Genomic DNA, 20,705 nt, shown 5'->3' on the forward strand with positions numbered 1-20,705 from the left:
GACGCCGGAGGCCGCCGAGCGGTCCTCCGGCGTCGGCGTGCCTACACCCGTGTGTCGAACGCGGCCGTCACCCGCAGCAGTTCGGACACGTCCGAACCGACGGCGATCTCGCGGGGCTGAGCGCCCCGCCGGAACAGCCGGGCGTCCCGCTCGCCCCCGATCACGGCGCGGTCGCCGTCCACCCGGAGCCAGGAGCCTTCCCGCAGCCCGAGCACGGGCACGTCGTTCTCCTCCAGGAACTCCGTCAGCCGTTCCTCGCGGGTCTCGCCCTTGTGCGTCGAGGCGGGGTCCGGGTCGAGGTAGTGCGGGTTGATCTGGAAGGGGACCAGCCCCAGCGCCTCGAAGGACGGGGGCTCGACGATCGGCATGTCGTTCGTGGTGCGCAGCGAGGGCGCCGCCATGTTCGTACCGGCGCTGGCCCCCATGTAGGGCAGCCCGCCGCCGGCCGCCTCGATCAGCGCCTCCCGCAGACCCGTGCGGTACAGGGCGCTCAGCAGCCGGAAGGAGTTGCCGCCGCCGACGAACACGGCGTCCGCCTCGCCGAGCCGGGCCGGCGGGTCCCCGCCCTCGTGCACGCCCCGCACGTCGATGCCCGCGCCGGCGAGCGCGGCGCGCACCTTGGCGGTGTAGGCGTCGTGGTCGGCGAGGGCGTACGGCACGAACGCCAGCCGCGCACCGTCGGGCAGGAAGCCGGTCACGGTGTCGAGTGCGTGTTCCAGGTAGCCGCGGCCGTACTGGGTGGAGTTGGACAGGAGCAGCAGATTCACGGGGGTTGTCCTCGTCGACGGGGGTGGTTCGGTCTCGGGTCGGGTCAAGGGGTACGCGGCGAGCGCGGACGGCGCTGGTGCTGCGGCGGGTGCATCAGGCGCCGCTCCAGCAGCCGGGCGGCGCGGCGCAGCACCTCCAGGCGGTCCTCGGGCCCCTCGGGGAAGCGCTCCTTGGCGGCACCGAGGCTGAGGCTGCCGTACGGCTCGGAGCCGAGGAACACCGGCACGGCGACCGTGCCGATGCCGGCGTCGTACTCGCCGACGGTCCAGGCGTAGCCCTGGGCGCGCACCCGGCGGAACTCCTGCTCCAGCTGGTCGGGGTCGGTGACCGTGCGCTCGGTGAAGCGGGCCATGGGGCGCCCGCGGAAGAGCCGGTGGCGCTGGTCGTCGGGCAGGAAGGCGTAGTACGACTTGCTGGTGGCGCCCGCGTGCGCCGGGTACAGCTCGCCGACCAGCGGGTAGTAGCGCAGCGGCCCCTCCTCGCCCTCGACGGCCGCCACGCAGCGCATGTGGAAGCTGTCGGGCAGGCAGAACAGGACGGTGTCGCCGGTCGCCGCGCGCAGGTCCTGGAGGACCGGTTCGGCGAGCAGTTCCAGGGAGCCCGAGCGCTCCCACAGGCGGCCCAGGCGCAGGGCGGCCGGGCCGATGCGGTAGCGGCGCGTGGCCGGGTCGGAGACCAGGAAGCCGCGGCCCGCGAGCGTGGACAGCAGCCGCTGGGCGACCGAGGTGTCCCAGCCGAACTCGCCGGCGATCTCCGTCACGCCCCAGTCGGGCCGGTTGCGCTCGAACGCCAGCAGCACCAGGAGGGCGCGGTCGACGGTCTGCAGTGCTCCGGCCGGGGTTTTTCGATCCACGGGCTGAGCGGACGGATCGGCCATGGCGGCTCTCCTCACTGGTGCGGCAGCCGTCCCGCGTATCTCACCATTCAGACCTGAATTGCAGATAGCGGGAAACAGTTGCGGAGAACGTTAATCGATCCCGAACCTGCTGTCAGCACCGCCCCAGGTGCGGATCAGGAGAACTGCCCATGTTGAAGTACGTCCTGGACCTCGTGGATCTGCTGGACGATCCCGACGTCGACGGCAAGCGCGTCGCCGCCCACCTCGACTCCACAGCGGGGCCGGAGGGGTCGGGCGCCCAGGTCACCACGGTCACCGGCGAGCGCGGCTCGACGGACTTCGTGCTCGTCCGCGTCCCGGGCCGCAGTGGGCGTACCGCCGGCGGCCCGGCCCGCACGCTCGGCGTGGTCGGACGCCTCGGCGGCATCGGGGCCCGCCCGGAGATGACCGGTCTGGTCTCCGACGCCGACGGAGCCGTCGCCGCGCTCGCCACCGCCGCCAAGCTGCTGGACATGCGCCGGCGCGGGGACGTGCTCGACGGCGACGTGATCGTCGCCACCCACATCTGCCCGAACGCCCCGACCGCGCCGCACGACCCGGTGCCGTTCATGGACTCGCCGGTCGACATCGCGACCATGAACCGGCACGAGGTCACCGGCGAGATGGAGGCCGTGCTCTCGATCGACACCACCAAGGGCAACCGGATCATCAACCACAAGGGCCTCGCCCTGTCGCCCACCGTCAAGGAGGGCTGGGTGCTCAAGGTGAGCGAGCAGCTGGGGGAGCTGCTGGCGGTGGTGACCGGTGAGCCGTTGGTCACGTACCCGGTGACCACCCAGGACATCACCCCGTACGGTAACGGTGTACACCACATCAATTCGATCCTGCAGCCGGCCACGGCGACGGCCGCCCCGGTCGTCGGCCTCGCCGTCACCTCCGCGGCGGCGGTGCCCGGCTGTCAGACGGGCGCCAGCCACGAGACCGACATCGCGGCGGCGGCCCGGTTCGCCGTCGAGACCGCGAAGGCCTACGGCGGCGGACGCCTCGACTTCCACGACGACCAGGAGTTCGACGCGCTCGTGTCCCGCTACGGCTCCCTGACCCACCTGCAGACCTTCGGCCGCGAACCCGGGGAGTCGTGATCATGGCCGCGAACGACAGCACCGCCCCCGAGGCGGGCGGCACCAAGGCCGTGGGCAGCGACGACTACGCCCTGTCCCGGGTCCCGCGCGACAAGCGGCTCGGCTTCTGGACGATGCTGCTCCAGTGGCTCGCCCAGTCGGGCTCCATCTCCCAGTTCACCCTCGGCGCCACCATCGGCGTCGGCATGTCCTTCGGTGACGCGTTCCTCGCGTTCACCCTCGGCGCGGTGATCCTCGAGGTCGTCATCTTCGCGATCGGCCTGGCCGGCATGCGCGAGGGCCTGGCGACCCCGCTGCTCACCCGCTGGGCCGGCTTCGGCCGCAACGGCTCGGCGCTGGTCAGCCTGGTCATCTCGGTCAGCCTCGTCGGCTGGTTCGGCGTACAGAACACGATCTTCGGTGACAGCGTGTCCGCGCTCGTCGGCGGCCCCTCCTGGCTGTGGTGCATGGCCGCGGGCCTCGGCATCACCGTCCTGGTGATCTTCGGCTTCCGGTACATGGCGGTCTTCGCGAAGATCGTCACGCCGCTGTTCTTCGCGATGGTCGCCTGGTCGGTCACCGACGCGCTGAGCGACCACTCGCTGACCGAGCTGATCAACTCCCCGGCCCCCGGCGAGACCATCCCCCTCGCGGTCGCCGCGACCGCCATCGCGGGCGGCTTCATGACCGGCGCGATCGTCTCCCCGGAGATGACCCGCTACAACCGCAAGGGCAGCCACGTCTTCCTGCAGAGCGCCTCGTCGATGATCCTGTCCGAGTACATCGTCGGCATGACCGGCGTCCTCCTCGGCCACATGGTCGGCAGCGGCCAGGTCTCCCAGATCGTGCTCTCCACCTCCGGCGTCTTCGGCGTGCTCGTCGTCCTGATGTCCACCGCGAAGATCAACGACTGGAACCTGTACGGTTCCTCGCTCGGCGTCGTCAACTTCTTCCAGGTCGTCTTCAAGAAGCGCGTGCACCGCGGCGCGGTCACCATCGTCCTCGGCATCGCGGGCACCCTGCTGTCCGCCGTCGGCATCATGACCCACTTCACCGACTTCCTGTCCGTGCTGGGCGTCGCCATCCCGCCGGTGGGCGGCATCATCGTCGCCGAGTACTGGGTCGTCCGCCGCATGCGCGCACCCCTGGACGCCACCCGCGAGTCCGAGACCCTGCCCGCCACCTCGCCGACCTGGGTGCCGATGTCCCTGGTCATCTGGGCCGCCGCCTTCTGCGTCGGCAAGTTCTACGACGGCGGCATCCCGGCCCTGAACTCCCTGCTGACCGCCTTCGTCCTCTACAGCGTCCTCGGCCTGGCCGGCTGGATCAGGACGTACGGCACCACCACCCTCGACGACGGCGAGGCCGCCGACCGCACCCCGGCCGCGTCCGGCACCGCCCCCGTAGGAGCACCATGAGCACCACCCCCGTTCCTGTCCCCGCCCCCGCTTCCCAGGAGGCACAGCGCGAGGTTGTCGACCTGTGCGCGGAGCTGATCCGCTTCGACACCTCCAACCCCACCAGCGACGAGCGCGCCTGCGCCGACTGGGTCGTGGCCCGGCTCGCCGAGGTGGGCATCGCCTCGGAGCTGGTGGAGAGCGCCCCCGGCCGCGCCAACGTCGTCGCCCGCGTCCCCGGCGCCGACCCCACCCGGGGCGCGCTGCTGGTCCACGGCCACCTGGACGTCGTACCGGCCGACGCGGCCGAGTGGCAGGTGCCGCCGTTCTCCGGCGAGATCCGCGACGGCTACCTGTGGGGCCGGGGCGCCATCGACATGAAGGACACGGTGGCCGTCATGCTGGCCACCGCCCGGCACTTCGCCCGCACCGGCACCCGGCCCGCCCGCGACATCGTCCTCGCCTTCCTCGCCGACGAGGAGGCCGGCGGCAAGTACGGCGCCCACTGGCTGGTCGAGCACCGGCCCGAGCTGTTCGCCGGCGTCACCGAGGCGATCGGCGAGGGCGGCGGCTTCAGCTACGCCCTGGACGACACCCGGCGCCTCTACCCGATCGAGAACGCCCAGCGCGGCATGGCCTGGATGGAGCTGACGGCGTCCGGCCGCGCCGGGCACGGCTCCTCCCCGAACGACGAGAACGCCGTCACCGACCTCGCCGAATCCCTCACCCGCATCGGCCGCCACACCTTCCCCGTCCGCCTGATCGAGCCGGTGCGCGCCCTGCTCACCGAGGCCGCCCGCCTCCAGGGCGTCGACCTCGACCTCGACGCCGAGGACCTGGACGCCGAACTGGCCAAGCTCGGTCACGTCGCCGACTTCATGCAGGTCGTGCTCCGCAACTCGGCCAACCCCACCATGTTCACGGCCGGCTACCAGACCAATGTCATCCCGGGGAAGGCCACGGCCCGCGTCGACGGCCGCTTCCTGCCCGGTCACGAGCAGGAGCTGATCGACACGATCGACGCGCTGCTGCTGCCCTCGGTGACCCGCGAGTGGGTCAACCACGACATCGCGATGGAGACCGGCTTCGACGGCCCGCTGGTCGACGCCATGTGCGCGGCCGTGCGCGCCGAGGACCCCGACGGCCACCCGGTGCCGTACTGCAACCCGGGCGGCACCGACGCGAAGGCGTTCACCAAGCTCGACATCCGCTGCTTCGGCTTCAAGGGCCTCAAGCTCCCGCACGACCTCGACTACGGCCGCCTCTTCCACGGCGTCGACGAACGCGTGCCGCTGGAGGGACTGCGCTTCGGCGTACGGGTGATGACCCGGCTCTGGCAGGAGTGCTGACCGGCCGGACCGAGGGGAATGCCCCGGCGGGCGCCGGTGTTGTGAACCGTGACTGACATGCGCGGGACAGAACGGCAGCCCGCGCGGAGGTCGGAAGGAGCACCATGGCACGCAGCACCGCACGCCCGGTCGTCAGGCTGAAGTCGACCGCCGGGACCGGCGTCACCTACGTCACCCGCAAGAACCGCCTCAACGACCCCGACCGGCTCGTCCTGCGCAAGTACGACCCGGTGGCGGGGGAGCACGTGCCGTTCCGCGAGGAACGCTGACTGGGTCCGTGCCCGCGGAACCGCGCGCCACGGTCCGGCCCGCCGGGGCCGGACCGTGGCGCGTCGGCGTGCGGTCAGCCGCCGACGTCGACGCCGTAGTCCCCCGCCAGGGCCGGCATCGCGAGGTCCACGCCGTCTGATCGGTCGGGCCGTCGCAGCAGCCGCACCGGCCCGCCCGGTACCTCCTGGGAGACTGTCGGGGTGCACCCGCCAGGCCTTCAGGAGGACTTCGCCATGATCGAGCAACCCCGCGATCGCGTCGCCCGGTACGGGCGCCGCTTCGACCGGGTCTTCGCGGAGTACTTCGACACCCTGGGCACGACGCTGGACGCCCCGGCGTTCAGCCGCTTCACCCCGGACTGCCTCGCGCTGCTGCGTGACCTGTCCCTGCGGGGAGGCAAACGGATGCGGGTCGCCCTGCTGCACGAGGCGGCGCGCCTGGTGCGTGACGACGCGCCGGCGAAGGCGCTGGACGCCGCGGCGCTGAGCATCGAGCTGCTGCAGACACACGGTCTCGTGCACGACGACCTCATCGACGACAGCGCCACCCGCAGGGGCGGGCCCACCACCTACCACGCCTACCTCGACAGATTCCCGGGCCACCCGCGGGCCGCACTCGGACTCACCGTCCTCGCCGGCGACCTGGCGCTCGCCCTCTCCCTGCGGGTGCTCCTCGACGCCGGGCTCCCGGTCGAGCTACGGCAGGCGATGACCGAGGTCCAGGCGCGGGCCGCGGCCGACACCGTCGTCGGCCAGATCACCGACCTGGAACGCGACTTCGCCCCCGGGGCTCCTGACGACGAAGTCCTCAACGACGTCGCCGACCACAAGTCGGCCCGGTACTCGGTCCTCGCGCCCCTGCGCCTGGGCCTCCTCGCGGCCGGTGAACAACCAGGCCCCCATGAGGCCGAACTGCGCCGCTACGCACGGCTGGTCGGCATTTGCGGCCAGATGCGCGACGACTACCTCGACCTGTTCGGCGACGCCGCCGTCATGGGCAAGCCGACGGGCACCGACCTCCGCGAAGGAAGACGCAGCTACACGGTCGCCCGCCTGCTGGCCACCGTGAACGGTTCCGATCGCGCACTCCTGGAGCGGGCCCTCGGGGACCGGGACTGTACCGAGGACACCGTCGCCGCGGTCCGTGAGATCGGCGAACGCCACGGCGTGGCCGCCCACCTGCGGGCGGACATGCGGCGCCACGCCGAGCAGGCCGCACAGGTGGCGGCCGACTGGCGCCCGCGGTGGCGCGAGGAAGCGGTCGCGTTCTTCGAGCAGCTGCCCGGGTGGAGTGTCGACCGGAACGAATGACCCGTGCCCGGGCCCGACCCGTCGCGGCGAGGAACGTTTGCGTCCTGCGTCGGCCCGGGTGCCCCGTCCGACGCCTGTTCCCCATGTCACTCAAAAGGGAAAACCGGATCTTCCGCCCTGGCGGTCGGGTCATGCTCTGACCGGATGCGCCGCCGACCAGACGCATCGATCGCGACAGGGGACCTGGGGGAGAAGCATGACGCACTCGGCTCAACGGGGCGCGGGAGCGGACGACCGGGCCGTGCTGCTGGCGGCCGGACTCGCCGACCTGGCGGTGAGCACACTCGGAACGGCGGTCGGCGCGGTACGCGGACTCCTGCGCCGCTCGGACACCGCCGACCTTGTCCGGGAAGCTGAACAGGACCTGCAGTCCAGGGGCAGGCTGGCACTGGACCGGTACACGCACGTGCCGCCCGCCCACCTGGAGGTGCTCGCGCGGCACGTGAAGGCGCGCCGGGCAGCCGACGCCGGCGATGACTGACCGCTGGGACCCGGCCGCCTTCAGAGCGCGCGTCGACGGCGTGCTGCACGGCTTCCTGGACGAGGAGTCCCGCCACCTCCTGGCCATCGACGACACTCTCGCACCCGTGGCCGAACAGCTCCAGAACGCGGCGGAGCACGGCAAGCGGCTGCGCGCGGCTTTCTGCTACTGGGGCTGGCGGGCGGCCGGACAGCCCGACAGCGACGCCCTGCTGCGGGCGGCGGCCTCCATGGAACTGGTGCACGCCGCCGCGGTCGTCCACGACGACCTCATCGACGACAGCGCCCTGCGCCACGGCCTGCCCACCGCCCACGTGGCCCTGGAGACCGTGCTGGCCCGGGGAGGCCGCCGAGGGGTCCGCCCGGCCGCCCGGTCCCTGGCCATGCTGGTGGGCGATCACCTGATGGCCCTGGCCGGCGAGTTGTTCGCCAGCAGCGGCCTGCCCGCCGCCTACCTCTCCCGGGCCAGGCCCGTGTGGGCCGCGCTCGCCCGTGAACTCGTCGCTGGGGAATGCCTGGAGATCCTGCACACCGGCGGACCACCGGACACCGGCACCTCACTGAAGGTGGTCCGGTACAAGACCGCCAAGTACACCGTCGAGCACCCCCTGCTCATCGGCGGCCTGCTCGCCGGCGCGGGCCCCGCGTTGCGGGACGCCTACTCCGCCTACGGCCTGCCCCTCGGCGAGGCGTTCCAGCTGCGCGACGACCTGCTCGGCCTCTTCGGCGACCCGCGGCGCACCGGCAAGGAGGGCCTGGACGATGTCCGCGCCCACCGCCCCACCGCGCTGCTGGCCGAGGCATGGCGGGCGGCCGACGCCCGGCAGCGGGAGCGGTTGCGCGGCGTGCTGGGCCGCGACGACCTCGACGACACGCACCTCGGCGAGGTACGCGACCTCATGCGGGAACTGGGCGCGCCGCAGCGGGTCGAGCGGATGATCCACGCCCGCGTTGAGCAGGCCACCCGCGCCCTGGACACCGCCGGCGCACCACCGCACGCCCGCCGGGCGCTGTGCGACCTCGCCCGGCAGGCCACCGACCGCGTCCACTGACCAGGAGACCGTGATGACCTACACCGAGACGTCGATGGACGCCCTGCGCCACGGCGGCGACGAACTGGCCGACGCCGTCGTCGCCACCCTGTTCGAGCGTGGCGAGGTCGGCAAGTTCAACTCGCTGATGCGCTACGTGTCCACCGCCGGCCAGGAACTGCCCGACGGCCTCCCCGGCGTGGCCCGCGAGTACCTGCGCACGACCGCCGCCCCGCCCGACTGGGTGGACTGGGCCGAGATGGAGAAGGCCCGCCTCTTCTTCATCGACAACAACGTGCACATCTCCACGGCGCTGTCGTTCGCGTCCATGCCCGCCTGCTACGTCGTCCCGCACGTGGCCAAGCTGCTGTCGGCCACCCACGGGCTGAGCTACCCCTCCAAACGTATGGCGGAGACCGGGCAGTTCACCGTCTACCTCATGCAGCCCGACGCCTTCGAGGCCGGTGGCCGATTCATTCCGGCGGCCCAGAAGGTGCGCCTGCTGCACGCCGCCATCCGTCACCACCTGAAGCGGGAGGACCGCTGGGACACCGAGGCCCTCGGCACCCCCATCTGCCAGGAGGACATGATCGGCGGGCAGATGTTCTTCTCCCTGCTCGTCCTGGACAGCCTGCACCGCCTCGGCATCCACATGTCCGCCGAAGGCGCGGACGCGTACTTCTACGCCTGGCGCGTGGTCGGCGCCATCCTCGGCGTCGACCAGGCGGCCGTCCCCACGACACTCGACGAGGGACGCCAGTTCCTCGACCTTTACATGCTGCGCCACATGGGCCCCTCGAAGGAGGGCGCCCACCTCACGCGACAGCTGATCGACCTGTACGAGGAGGTCGTCCCGGGCACCCTCCTCGACCCGGTGGTGTCCGCGCTGATCCGCTACCTCGTCGGCGACACGTGCGCCGACTGGCTGGAGGTTCCCCGTACCGCCTGGGACACCGTCGTGAAGGCCGCGCCGCACCTCCTCGGCGTGCTGGAGACGATCGAGGACCGCTCACCCTTCGGCGCGTGGGCACTGGACCGGCTCGGTCACCTCACCACGGTCCTGGAACTGTCCACCCTCACCCGCGGACGCGTCATGCACTACGCGATCCCGGAACAGTTGAAGAAGGAGTACGGCGTCGCGGGTGCGGCCTCCCGCACCAGCCGCTGGACGCCGCCGCCCGCCACCGTCTCCTGAACACCGGGCACGCGGCGGGGCGTCAGGCGATGGACGCCGAGATGACGGCCGAGACGGCGAGGTTGCAGGAGGCCGTCACCCACACCGCGGGGTGGGGCTCCGGCTCGACCAGCGTCGCGCCCAGCCGGCCCGGCGTGATCAGGTCGACCACGAGGAAGGCCACGGCCATCATCACGAGACCCAGCAGCCCGAACGCCGCCGTCGACACCAGGCCCTTGCCGAAGTCCTCGTACGTCGTCCAGATCGAGGTGAACACGATGCCGCCGATGCCGAGCAGCGCGGAGCTGAGCACCATGGCCGCGTTGCGGTTGCGCTGCTCCCAGATCTGCCGGCCGAGCTTTCCGGGCGTCAGCACGTCGACCAGGACGATGCCGAGCACCAGGAGGACCAGACCCAGACCGCCGTAGGCGGTGGCGCGGCCGAGTCCGTTGACGATGTCGCTCATGGGATTGCCGGCTCCGTGGTGTGAGAGATCGTGAGTGATCGTGGTCAAGGCGCTGCAAAATGTAGCGCACCCGTTCGGCCACTCGACCCCTGCGGTGGGGCAATCCGACGATCAGGCCGGACCCCGCGTCAGGAAGCCGCGGCCAGCGTCCGGTTGCGGCGTACGGACGACCAGAACGACGAGCCGATCAGGACGACGCCGATGAGGCCCGTGACGATCTCGTTGATCTCGTACTGGATGGTCACCAGGAGGATGACGGAGAGGGCGCCGATGGCGTAGTGGGCGCCGTGCTCCAGGTAGACGTAGTCGTCGAGGGTGCCCTGACGGACCAGGTAGACGGTCAGGGACCGGACGTACATGGCGCCGATGCCGAGGCCGAGGGCCATCAGGACGATGTCGTTGGTGATGGCGAAGGCGCCGATGACGCCGTCGAAGGAGAACGACGCGTCCAGGACCTCCAGGTAGAGGAACATGAAGAACGCCGCCTTGCCGGTGAGGGCCACGGCCGAACGGGGTCCGCCGCCGCGTGCGGCCTCCTCCTCGGCCGCGTGCTCGCGCTCCTCCTCCCGTTCGAGCCGCTCCTCGAAGAAGCCGGAGAGACCGCCGACGACCATGTAGGTGATCAGACCGCCGATACCGGCGAGCAGCACCGTCTCCGCCTTGTCGGCGTGGATGCCGCCGTGCTGGTGGGCGTGGGCGCCGAAGGTGATCGCCGAGACGAGCAGCACGATCAGGGCGACGCAGACCGACAGCATGTCGACCCTGCCGAGCTTGGCCAGTGGACGCTCCAGCCGGCCCAGCCACTTGATCTCCCGGTCCTCGAAGACGAAGTCGAGGAAGATCATCAGGAGGAACATGCCGCCGAAGGCGGCGATCGACGGATGGGCGTCCGTCACCAGCTCCTGATAGCGCTGCTTGTCCGTGAGCGCCAGATGGACCGCGGACCACGGACTCAACCGGGCGCTGACCGCGACGATCACCACCGGGAAGACCAGGCGCATGCCGAAGACGGCGATCAGGATGCCGACGGTGAGGAAGATCTTCTGCCAGAAGGCACTCATCTTCTTCAGGATCCCGGCGTTGATCACCGCATTGTCGAAGGACAGCGAGATCTCCAGCACGGCGAGGATGGCCACGAGGCCGAAGGCGGTCCACCCGTCGTACAGCACTCCCAAGACCAGACCGAGGGCGGTGACGGCGAAGGCCCAGCGGAACGTCTTCAATAGCACGGGCTGATCACTCACTCCTGTTGTCGGGCTGCGCGTTGTCGAGCCGCGCCGGAATGCGGCGTTCCTTGCCAGTGCCCACCACCCACGTTGTCTACCACGATCGTTCGCCGTCACCGGGGCAGGCGGGGCACGGCGACGGCCCCGGCACCCGACGGTCACCAAAATGGATCGGTTCGTTTCCTTGAGTGGTTCGTGTTTGCGGGAGTAGGTTCACCGCCATGACCGCATCCCGGGATCCGGCCGTCGCCTCGGAACTGCGCGGGGCCGGCCTGCGAGTGACCGCAGCCCGCGTCGCGTTGCTCGAGACCGTCCGGCGGGGCGATCACCTCGACGCGGAGACGATCGCCACCGGGGTGCGCCGGCGCGTGGGCCACATATCCCTCCAGGCCGTGTACGAGGCGCTGCACGCGCTCACCGCGGCGGGGCTCGTGCGCCGCATCCAGCCGCCCGGCAGCCCGGCGCGGTTCGAAGGACGGGTGGGCGACAACCACCACCACGTCCTGTGCCGGTCCTGCGGTGCGCTGGCCGACGTCGACTGCGCCGTCGGCGACGCGCCCTGCCTGACCGCCTCGGACGACCACGGCTTCTCGATAGACGAGGCCGAGGTCATCTACCGGGGCCTGTGCCCCGACTGCTCCACCACCGGCAGTTCCCCAGCACCTTGATCCGCCCCGTTCGGAAGGATTCCCATGTCCGAGAACCACGACGCCATCGTCACCGACGCGAAGACGGAGGAGACGGGCGGCTGCCCGGTCGCCCATGGACGTGCCCCGCACCCCACACAGGGTGGCGGTAACCGTCAGTGGTGGCCGGAGCGGCTCAACCTGAAGATCCTCGCCAAGAACCCCGCCGTGGCCAACCCGCTGGGCGACGAGTTCGACTACGCGGCGGCGTTCGAATCGCTCGACCTCCAGGCCGTCAAACGCGACATCGCCGAGGTGCTGACCACCTCCCAGGACTGGTGGCCCGCCGACTTCGGCAACTACGGCCCCCTGATGATCCGTATGGCCTGGCACAGCGCGGGCACCTACCGCATCAGCGACGGCCGCGGCGGCGCGGGCGCCGGCCAGCAGCGCTTCGCCCCCCTCAACAGCTGGCCGGACAACGGCAACCTCGACAAGGCCCGCCGCCTGCTGTGGCCGGTCAAGAAGAAGTACGGCCAGCGCCTGTCCTGGGCCGACCTGCTGATCCTCACCGGCAACGTCGCCCTGGAGACGATGGGCTTCGAGACCTTCGGCTTCGCCGGCGGCCGCGCCGACGTGTGGGAGGCCGAGGAGGACGTCTACTGGGGCCCCGAGACCACCTGGCTCGACGACCGGCGCTACACCGGCGACCGCGAGCTGGAGAACCCGCTCGGCGCCGTCCAGATGGGCCTGATCTACGTCAACCCGGAGGGCCCCAACGGCAACCCGGACCCGATCGCCGCCGCCCGCGACATCCGCGAGACGTTCCGCCGCATGGCCATGAACGACGAGGAGACCGTCGCCCTGATCGCCGGTGGCCACACCTTCGGCAAGACCCACGGCGCCGGCCCGGCCGACCACGTCGGCGACGACCCCGAGGCCGCCTCCATGGAGGAGATGGGCCTGGGCTGGAGGAGCACCTACGGCACCGGCAAGGGCGGGGACGCCATCACCTCCGGCCTGGAGGTCACCTGGACCAGCACCCCGACCCGGTGGAGCAACGGGTTCTTCAAGAACCTCTTCGAGTTCGAGTACGAGCTCGAGCAGAGCCCGGCCGGCGCCCACCAGTGGGTCGCCAAGGACGCCCCGGAGATCATCCCGGACGCGCACGACCCGTCGAAGAAGCACCGCCCGAAGATGCTCACCACCGACCTGTCGCTGCGCTACGACCCGATCTACGAGCCGATCTCCCGCCGGTTCTACGAGAACCCGGAGGAGTTCGCGGACGCCTTCGCCCGCGCCTGGTACAAGCTGACACACCGTGACATGGGGCCCAAGTCCCTGTACCTCGGCCCGGAGGTCCCGGAGGAGACCCTGCTGTGGCAGGACCCGCTGCCGGAGCCCGAGGGCGAGACCATCGACGCCGAGGACATCGCGGTCCTCAAGACCAAGCTCCTCGAGTCCGGTCTGTCCGTCTCGCAGCTGGTGTCCACCGCATGGGCCTCCGCGTCCACCTTCCGCGGCAGCGACAAGCGCGGCGGTGCCAACGGGGCCCGCATCCGCCTGCAGCCGCAGCGCGGCTGGGAGGTCAACGAGCCCGACGAGCTGGCCCAGGTGCTGCGCGTCCTGGAGGGCGTCCAGCAGGAGTTCAACTCCGGCGCCGGCGCCAAGAAGGTGTCGCTGGCCGACCTGATCGTCCTCGGTGGATCCGCCGCCGTCGAGAAGGCCGCCAAGGAAGCCGGGTTCCAGGTGGAGGTCCCCTTCGCCGCGGGCCGCGTGGACGCGACGGAGGAGCACACCGACGCCGAGTCCTTCGAGGCCCTCGAGCCGACCGCCGACGGGTTCCGCAACTACCACGGCAAGGGCAACCGCCTGCCCGCCGAGTTCCTGCTCCTCGACCGGGCGAACCTGCTCACCCTGAGCGCCCCCGAGATGACCGTCCTGGTCGGTGGCCTGCGCGTACTGGGCGCCAACTACCAGCAGTCCCAGCTCGGCGCGTTCACCCGGACGCCCGGCTCGCTGACCAACGACTTCTTCGTCAACCTGCTCGACCTGGGCATCACCTGGAAGTCGACGACCGAGGACCAGACCACGTTCGAGGGCCGCGACGCCGCCACCGGCGAGGTCAAGTGGGCCGGCTCCCGTGCCGACCTGGTCTTCGGCTCCAACTCGGAGCTGCGGGCGCTCGCCGAGGTCTACGCGAGCGACGACGCGAAGGAGAAGTTCGTCCACGACTTCGTCGCCGCCTGGGTCAAGGTCATGAACCTCGACCGGTTCGACCTGGCCTGATCCGCAGGCGTCCGGGCCGGCCGAGACCGCCGGCCCGGACGCCGCGGCCCTCCTCGCCCTCACCGGCCGGCGTACCCGGGCCGCCCGGTACGCCGGCGCCCCGGCCGGTCCGGAACACGGTGGACGCCCGCGAGGCACGATGCTGAGATGGCGTGATGTGCGGTGGTACCTCAGTGGTCGTGGACCGGGGACGGTTCCAGGACGCGGTGACGCCCTGGGACGACGAGGACTGGCGGGCCGCGGCCCTCGACTGGGTGGCGGACGGCCTGGGCGCGTGCGGTCTGCGGCCGACGGGGGAGTGGCGGCTGCGGCTGCGGCCGTGGTCCGTCCTGGCGCGGCTGTCCGTCGAGGGGCGCGACGCGGTCTGGTTCAAGGCGAATCCACCCGCCAGTGCCTTCGAGGGCGCGCTCACCGCGGCGCTGGCCCGCTGGGCGCCCGGTCACACCCTGGAGCCGCTGGCGGTGGACGCCGACCGAGGCTGGTCGCTGCTGCCCGACGGGGGACCGCTCTTCAGGGACGTACTCGACCGCCGGGCGGCCGGCCCCGAAGCGTGGGAGCAACTGCTGCGCCGGTACGCGGCACTGCAGCACGCCCTGACGCCGCGCGCACGGGAGATCGAAGGGCTCGGTGTCCCCGGCGAGCCCGTCACCGCCCTGCCCGGCGCCCTCGACCGGCTCGACGACACGCCGCTGGAGCCGGAGGAACGGCGCGCACTGCGCAGCCTCCGTCCCCGCCTCGCCGACTGGTGCGCGGAACTCGACGCCGTGGGCATCCCGGACTCCCTCGACCACGCGGACCTGCACGACGGCCAGCTCTTCCACCCGGGGCCGGGCGCCTTCACGGTCTTCGACTGGGGCGACGCCGTCGTCTCCCACCCCTTCCGCAGCCTGACGGTCCCCGCCCGCAGGGCCTGCGAGCGGCACGGTCCGCAGGTACTGCCCCGTCTGCGGGACGCCTACCTGGAACCGTGGACGGGAGCCGGCCGCACCACCCGGGAGCTGCGGCGTGCGGTGAGCCTCGCCTGGCGGCTGAGCGCCCTGACCCGGGCCGGCGCGTACGGCAGGGTCTTCCCCGGGTCCGGCGCCGCCGGTGCCGCGGTGGCCGCGGACGGGTCCCGCTGCCTGCTGGAGCTGTGCGAGGCCCCGCCCCTCTAGGCGCACTCCTTGAAGACCCTCGTCGCTCCCGGCGCGCGCCGCCCGGGCCGGCGCCGTTGTCAGTGGCGGATGCGAGGCTGCGGGGCATGGATGAGGTGGAGTTCATGCGGGGCCGGGTCTACGGCGCCGAACACGACGATCCCGGACCGAGGGCCGGACGCGTCTACGCACAGCTGGTGGGCGGCCCGCTGGACGGCCTGCTGCTGGACATCACGGACCTGACGGAGCAGGAGCGCGTACGCGGAGTGTCCCTGCCGACCGAGATAGGCCGCTACGGCCCCGGCGGCCGCTCCTCGTACGCACCGAGGCCGGACGAACCCCGCCGTTTCGACTGGCGCGGCGACACGCTCTGAGGTCACACCGCCACGAGCGGCGGCGCCTCCGTCTGCGCGAACAGGGCCGCGAGCAGCCAGTCGTGTGCGGAGCCGGGCGTCGGTTCCGGTCGCCCGCCCGGCGCCGTGATCACCTCGGCCACCAGGTCCCAGTAGTGGTCGAGCCGCGGGTCGGCCGCGAGCTGCCCGGCGAGCCGACGGCGGAACTCAGGGCTGTCCCGGACTCCGTACGCGCTGGTGTACGCGCCGACGAAGCCGTCCAGCGCCTCGCCGGGACGCGGCTGTCGGCCCCGCCGCATATGGACACCGGCCAGCTCGTACGCCTCCGCCAGCCCGGCGTACAGCACGGCTGACCCCTGGGCCCCGGCGGCCCGGTGCGCCGCGGGCTGGGGCTGTGCGGTGCCCGGGCACGGGGCGAGCGTGAGGGCGTTGAGGCGGGCGAAGGCGAGGACCTGCGCCGGGGCCGGGTCATCGGGCGGCTGCGGCACCGCGACCTCCAGGAAGGCGCGGACGGACCGGGCCGGCATCCGCGGCGGCAGCCAGCCGCGCCAGAACCGGACCAGCGGGGCCGTGCTGGGCGGGACGGTGACGGCACCGATCACCCGCAGCCGGTCGGCCCGCTCCTCGGGGGCGGACTCCTGCACCAGACGCAGCGCCGCCTCCCGCCAGCGCAACGCCCTCATCTCGGTGCCGAGTTCGCGCAGCCGCCCGGCGACCGCGTCCTCCAGGGCGCCGCCCTCCGCCCCGCCCTCGCCGCCCGCGGCGTCCTCCTCGTCGAGGACCCGGCGCACCTCGGGAACCGACAGTCCGAGTGCGCGCAGGGAGCGGATCAGCCGCAGCCGGCCGAGCGCCTCGGGGCCGTAGCGCCGGTGCCCTCCGGCGCTGCGCGAGTCTTCCGGCAGCAGGCCGCGGTCGGAGTAGAAGCGGACGGTCTTCACGGTGACGCCCGCCCGCTCGGCCAGTTCCCCGATACCGCACAGACCGTCGTACGACGTGAGCACTTGAACCTCCCTCAGGGGGAGTTCCTACCGTACCGGCGAGCGCGGGCCGGTGATCGGCCGGTCCGCCGAGGCACGGAGGAGAGACCATGACCGCTTTCGTCCTGGTGTCCGGCATGTTCACCGGCACACACGTCTGGCAGGACACCGCCGCGCGCCTGACCGCCGCCGGAGCCGAGGCGCACCCGGTGGCCCTCACCGGGCTCGACGGACCGCCCACCGCGACGGGGCCCGGCATCGACCTGGAGACGCACATCGCGGACGTACTCGCGGTGATCGACTCGGTCACCGCGACCACCGACCGGAAGATCGTCCTGGTCGGCCACGACTACGGAATCCACCCGGCCCTCGGCGCCGCCGACCGGCGGGCGGACCGCGTCGAGAGGATCGTCTACCTGGACTCGGCCATGCCGCGGGACGGCGTGCCGCCCCTGGCCGCCGTGCCGGACCAGTCCCTGCGCGAGCGGCTGGCCGACGAGGCCGGGGACGCGGGGGACGGCGGAGCGCTGCCGCCGCCTGCTCACGACGAGTGGGGCCGATGGGGCAGCACCGCGGGCGTGCCCGCCCCGGCCCTGGACCGGCTCACCGCACTCGCCGCGCCGCAACCGCTGGGCACCTTGCTCCAGCCCCTCACGCTGACCGGCGCCGTGCACTCGGTGCCCACCACGGGCGTGCTGTGCACCGGCAACGGCACGAGCATCGAGATGGTGCAGCTGCTGGTGGGCTTCGGCGACCCCGCGCTGCGGGCCCTGGTCGACCCCCGCGTGACCTTCTTCGAACTGGCCACCGGACACTGGCCGATGCTGTCCTGTCCCGCCGAACTGACGGACGTACTCCTGCGGGCCGCGGCCGGCGAGGGGCACCGGCTGGCGCCCGTCGACGCGGCGGAACCGCCCCCGCACCTGCGGCCGTTCCCGCTGGACGTCCCCGAAGCGCCCCGGGAGCGGCACGGGAACGTCGACCTGTACCTGCCCGACGCCGAGGAACCGCGTCCCGCGGTGCTGTTCGTGCACGGCGGCCCGGTTCCCGCCGACGCCCGCCCCACCCCGAGGGACTGGCCGACCCTGACCGGGTACGCCCGGATGGCGGCCGACGGCGGGGCCGTGGGCGCGGTCGTCGACCACCGCCTGCACGATCTGGCCGACTACGAGCGGGCCGCCGCCGACGTGGCCGCCGCCGTGGAACTCGTCCGGGCCGACCCACGCGTGGACGCGGACCGCGTCGCGCTGTGGTTCTTCTCCGGCGGCGGCCCGATCACGGCCGACTGGCTGGACGCGCCCCCGGCCTGGCTGCGTTGTCTGGCGGCCACCTACCCGATTCTCGCGCCCCTGCCCAACTGGGGACTGTCCGGCACCCGCTTCCACCCGGCGCGTGCGGTGGCGAAGGCGGGCACGCTCCCCGTCGTCCTCACCCGCGTGGGACGGGAGGTGCCCGAGATCGCCGCCACCGTCGAGGAGTTCCTGGCCGCGGCCGAGAAGTGCGGGGCGGACGTCGAGGTGGTCGACGTGCCGCACGGCCACCACAGCTTCGAGACCGTCGACCCGACCGACGAGTCCCGCGCCGCCGTGCGCCGCGCGATGCGTTCCGTACTGGACCGCGTGGGCCGGCCCGACAAGGCGTGACCACGCGGCAGCCGGGCACGACCGAGCCCGGTCACCGACCCGCGCCACTCGGGAGGACGCCGGGGCAGTCGTACCGGGCTCGGGGCCCCCGGGGCGGGTGCCGCGCGGCCTGGACCGGGCGTCGGGACCCGGGCCCGGCGCCGCAGCGGCCGGGCGGGCCGCAGGTCCCCTCGGCCTGCCGCGGAGCACACCCGGGCCGTGCCCCGCCGGAATCGCGCCGGCGCCCTGGCGCCCTGGCGGCCGGGCGGCCGAACGCGGAAGGAAGCGTCCACGTCCGGCCCCCATGGGCCGGCTGCGCGGCACCAATCCCTGCGCCGTCCGGCCCCGGATCACCGACATGAGCGAAGAAGAGAAGAGACCGCACAGCCCCGGGGAACGGACACGGTTCGCAGCGGCCCTGCTGAGCGGTCTCCTGGCGGGGTTCGCCGCGCTCGCCGTCGCCGAGCTGGTGGCGGCGGCGGTCCGTCCGCAGGCCGGGCCGGTCGTCGCGGTGGGCGGGGCCGCCATCGACCGTACGCCGATCGCCGTGAAGGACTGGGCGATCCGCACCTTCGGCACCGACGACAAGCTGGTCCTCCAGCTCGGCATCCTCACCGTCCTGGCACTGTTCGCCCTGGCGCTCGGTGTCCTCGCCCTCCGTCACCGGCGGACCGGAGCCGCGGGGGTCCTGGTGTTCGGGGCTGTGGGAGCGGCGGCGGCCACCGGCCGGCCCGACTCCACGAGTGCCGCCGACGCCCTCCCGTCCGTCGTGGGGGCGGTCATCGGCGCGGGGCTGCTGTACGTCCTGGCCGGCCGCCTCCGGGCGTCGCGCCGGGGCGTGCCGGAGAGGGAGGGCGAGGGCGCGGGAGGGACGGACGAGGGCTGGGACCGGCGCGGATTCGTGAAGGTGGCGACCGCGGCGGCCGCCGCCTCGGCCGGTGCGGGCGTACTGGGCCGGGCCCTGAACGGCTCCAGCGGCCAGGACGCCGTCGCCTCGCGTAAGGACACCGACCTTCCGCCGCCCGCCTCGCCCGCCCCCGCGGTGCCCCGGGGCACACAGCTCAGGGTGGCCGGCGTCAGCCCGTTCTTCACGCCGAGCGACGACTTCTACCGGGTGGACACCGCCCTGGTGGTCCCCAAGGTGGACGCCACGGCCTGGCGGCTGCGCATCCACGGCGAGGGGGTCACTCGGGAGAGGACCCTGACCTTCGACGACCTGCTGCGCCGGGAGCTGATCGAGCGGGACATCACCCTCACCTGCGTGTCCAACGAGGTCGGCGGCCCCTACGTCGGCAACGCCCGCTGGATCGGCGTCCGGCTCGCCGACCTGCTGCGGGAGTGCGGCGTCCGGTCGCCGTCGGCGGGCGGACCCGCCGACCAGCTGGTGGCCCGCTCCGTGGACGGCATGGCCATCGGCAGCCCGGTCGAGGACGTGATGGACGGCCGCGACGCGATGCTCGCGGTCGGCATGAACGGCGAGCCCCTGCCGTTCGACCACGGTTTCCCCGTCCGCATGCTCGTCCCCGGCCTGTACGGCTACGTGTCCGCCTGCAAGTGGATCGAGGACATCGAGCTGACCACGTTCGACGCGTACGACTCCTACTGGGTCAAGCGCGACTGGGCGCGCGAGGCGCCCATCAAGACCCAGTCCCGGATCGACACCCCGAAGCCCTTCGCCCGGCCGAACGCGGGCACGGTGATGGTGGCCGGCGTCGCCTGGGCCCAGCACCGCGGCATCGACAAGGTCGAGGTCCGCGTGGACGACGGGCCCTGGCAGGACGCCACCCTCGCGGCCGAGGACTCGCGCGACACCTGGCGCCAGTGGTCCTACGCCTGGCAGGCCACCAAGGGCGGCCACACCCTCACCGTCCGGGCGACCGACCGTACCGGCGAGGTGCAGACCGAGAAGCGCACCCGGACCGTTCCGGACGGCGCGAGCGGATGGCATTCCGTCGTGGTGACGGTCGAGTGACCGCCGTGACGGCCGAGACCGCCGTGACGGCCGAGTGACCGCCGTGACGGCCGGGTGACCGCCGCCCGCTTCGCGCGTCCGGACCGAGGCCGCCGTCGCCGGCGCGGGACTCGCCCGCCGGGACTTTGTCCCGCCTGCGGAAGAAGAGACGAGATCTTGCGTGAAAGGGGTTACAGGTTCGGACCAACGCCGCTAACTTCCTTGGCATGAGCCGGTCACAGTAGAGCTCCTGCGGCCGGCCTCGACGGCGCGACGGCGCGCGCCCGTACTCCCTCACGGCAGGCCCTCGTGCCTGCCGCCACC

Annotated in this window: 19 protein-coding genes; 14 read left to right on the forward strand and 5 right to left on the reverse strand. The window is 72.5% G+C overall.

The window, feature by feature from the left end; translation table 11 throughout:
• Positions 1-41: 41 nt before the first annotated feature.
• Positions 42-767 carry a dipeptidase PepE gene (pepE, locus tag ACLIN4_RS32875; RefSeq protein WP_382023068.1) on the reverse strand — a complete coding sequence of 242 codons (726 nt, stop codon included), beginning with the start codon at positions 765-767 and terminating at the stop codon, positions 42-44.
• A gap of 44 nt (positions 768-811) precedes the next feature.
• Positions 812-1,645 carry an IclR family transcriptional regulator gene (locus ACLIN4_RS32880; RefSeq protein WP_382023071.1) on the reverse strand — a complete coding sequence of 278 codons (834 nt, stop codon included), beginning with the start codon at positions 1,643-1,645 and terminating at the stop codon, positions 812-814.
• 149 nt (positions 1,646-1,794) lie between these two features.
• Here ACLIN4_RS32880 and ACLIN4_RS32885 point away from each other — a divergent pair, with 149 nt between their 5' ends.
• The 8 genes from ACLIN4_RS32885 (at position 1,795) to ACLIN4_RS32920 (ending at position 9,759) form a co-directional block, all read left to right on the forward strand.
• Complete coding sequence (locus ACLIN4_RS32885) at positions 1,795-2,748, forward strand: DUF1177 domain-containing protein (protein WP_100048602.1); 954 nt, start codon at positions 1,795-1,797, stop codon at positions 2,746-2,748.
• A gap of 2 nt (positions 2,749-2,750) precedes the next feature.
• The gene (locus tag ACLIN4_RS32890; protein WP_107480093.1) at positions 2,751-4,145 is read left to right on the forward strand and encodes a cytosine permease; all 1,395 of its coding nucleotides are present in this window, start codon (positions 2,751-2,753) and stop codon (positions 4,143-4,145) included.
• Positions 4,142-5,473, forward strand: a complete 1,332-nt coding sequence (locus tag ACLIN4_RS32895; protein ID WP_107480094.1) for a M20/M25/M40 family metallo-hydrolase — start codon at positions 4,142-4,144, stop codon at positions 5,471-5,473. The genes ACLIN4_RS32890 and ACLIN4_RS32895 overlap by 4 nt, the downstream gene beginning before the upstream one ends.
• Before the next feature lie 104 nt (positions 5,474-5,577).
• The gene (gene rpmG, locus ACLIN4_RS32900) at positions 5,578-5,742 is read left to right on the forward strand and encodes a 50S ribosomal protein L33 (protein WP_019330754.1); all 165 of its coding nucleotides are present in this window, start codon (positions 5,578-5,580) and stop codon (positions 5,740-5,742) included.
• 234 nt (positions 5,743-5,976) lie between these two features.
• On the forward strand, positions 5,977-7,053 hold the full coding sequence (locus ACLIN4_RS32905) for a polyprenyl synthetase family protein (RefSeq protein WP_381939386.1): 1,077 nt from the start codon (positions 5,977-5,979) through the stop codon (positions 7,051-7,053).
• A 196-nt stretch (positions 7,054-7,249) separates the two neighbouring features.
• Entirely contained in the window at positions 7,250-7,534 is a 285-nt protein-coding gene (locus tag ACLIN4_RS32910; protein WP_107479217.1) for a polyprenyl synthetase, read from the forward strand.
• On the forward strand, positions 7,527-8,585 hold the full coding sequence (locus ACLIN4_RS32915; RefSeq protein WP_107479218.1) for a polyprenyl synthetase family protein: 1,059 nt from the start codon (positions 7,527-7,529) through the stop codon (positions 8,583-8,585). Before ACLIN4_RS32910 ends, ACLIN4_RS32915 begins: the two co-directional genes overlap by 8 nt.
• Before the next feature lie 13 nt (positions 8,586-8,598).
• Positions 8,599-9,759, forward strand: a complete 1,161-nt coding sequence (locus tag ACLIN4_RS32920; protein WP_107479219.1) for an oxygenase MpaB family protein — start codon at positions 8,599-8,601, stop codon at positions 9,757-9,759.
• Positions 9,760-9,781: 22 nt separating this feature from the next.
• On the opposite strand, the gene ACLIN4_RS32925 is transcribed toward ACLIN4_RS32920, so the two are convergent.
• Together ACLIN4_RS32925 and ACLIN4_RS32930 are read right to left on the reverse strand one after the other, a co-directional pair.
• Entirely contained in the window at positions 9,782-10,204 is a 423-nt protein-coding gene (locus tag ACLIN4_RS32925; protein ID WP_055421381.1) for a DUF350 domain-containing protein, read from the reverse strand.
• A 128-nt stretch (positions 10,205-10,332) separates the two neighbouring features.
• A complete protein-coding gene (locus ACLIN4_RS32930; RefSeq protein ID WP_290014052.1) occupies positions 10,333-11,433 on the reverse strand; it encodes a DUF475 domain-containing protein in 1,101 nt (366 codons plus the stop codon).
• Positions 11,434-11,651: 218 nt separating this feature from the next.
• On the opposite strand from ACLIN4_RS32930, the gene ACLIN4_RS32935 reads away from it, so the two are divergent.
• The 4 genes from ACLIN4_RS32935 to ACLIN4_RS32950 all read left to right on the forward strand — a co-directional run bounded on the left by ACLIN4_RS32935 (position 11,652) and on the right by ACLIN4_RS32950 (position 15,852).
• On the forward strand, positions 11,652-12,098 hold the full coding sequence (locus tag ACLIN4_RS32935) for a Fur family transcriptional regulator (protein ID WP_100048594.1): 447 nt from the start codon (positions 11,652-11,654) through the stop codon (positions 12,096-12,098).
• A gap of 24 nt (positions 12,099-12,122) precedes the next feature.
• Entirely contained in the window at positions 12,123-14,345 is a 2,223-nt protein-coding gene (gene katG, locus ACLIN4_RS32940; RefSeq protein ID WP_289910010.1) for a catalase/peroxidase HPI, read from the forward strand.
• A gap of 155 nt (positions 14,346-14,500) precedes the next feature.
• Positions 14,501-15,499 (forward strand): phosphotransferase, encoded by a 999-nt coding sequence (locus tag ACLIN4_RS32945; protein ID WP_289910009.1) that lies wholly within the window; start codon positions 14,501-14,503, stop codon positions 15,497-15,499.
• A gap of 86 nt (positions 15,500-15,585) precedes the next feature.
• Positions 15,586-15,852 carry a hypothetical protein gene (locus ACLIN4_RS32950; RefSeq protein WP_269958148.1) on the forward strand — a complete coding sequence of 89 codons (267 nt, stop codon included), beginning with the start codon at positions 15,586-15,588 and terminating at the stop codon, positions 15,850-15,852.
• A gap of 2 nt (positions 15,853-15,854) precedes the next feature.
• On the opposite strand, the gene ACLIN4_RS32955 is transcribed toward ACLIN4_RS32950, so the two are convergent.
• Entirely contained in the window at positions 15,855-16,832 is a 978-nt protein-coding gene (locus ACLIN4_RS32955) for a MerR family transcriptional regulator (protein WP_107479223.1), read from the reverse strand.
• An 86-nt stretch (positions 16,833-16,918) separates the two neighbouring features.
• Between ACLIN4_RS32955 and ACLIN4_RS32960 the strand changes: the two genes are divergently transcribed.
• Positions 16,919-18,451 carry an alpha/beta hydrolase gene (locus ACLIN4_RS32960; RefSeq protein ID WP_382022652.1) on the forward strand — a complete coding sequence of 511 codons (1,533 nt, stop codon included), beginning with the start codon at positions 16,919-16,921 and terminating at the stop codon, positions 18,449-18,451.
• A gap of 337 nt (positions 18,452-18,788) precedes the next feature.
• Positions 18,789-20,402: a sulfite oxidase gene (locus ACLIN4_RS32965; RefSeq protein WP_289910001.1), complete on the forward strand. Its 1,614-nt coding sequence runs from the start codon at positions 18,789-18,791 to the stop codon at positions 20,400-20,402.
• The last annotated feature ends 303 nt before the right edge of the window (positions 20,403-20,705 follow it).

Source organism: Streptomyces mutabilis (assembly GCF_046628145.1).
Lineage (GTDB): Bacteria > Actinomycetota > Actinomycetes > Streptomycetales > Streptomycetaceae > Streptomyces > Streptomyces mutabilis.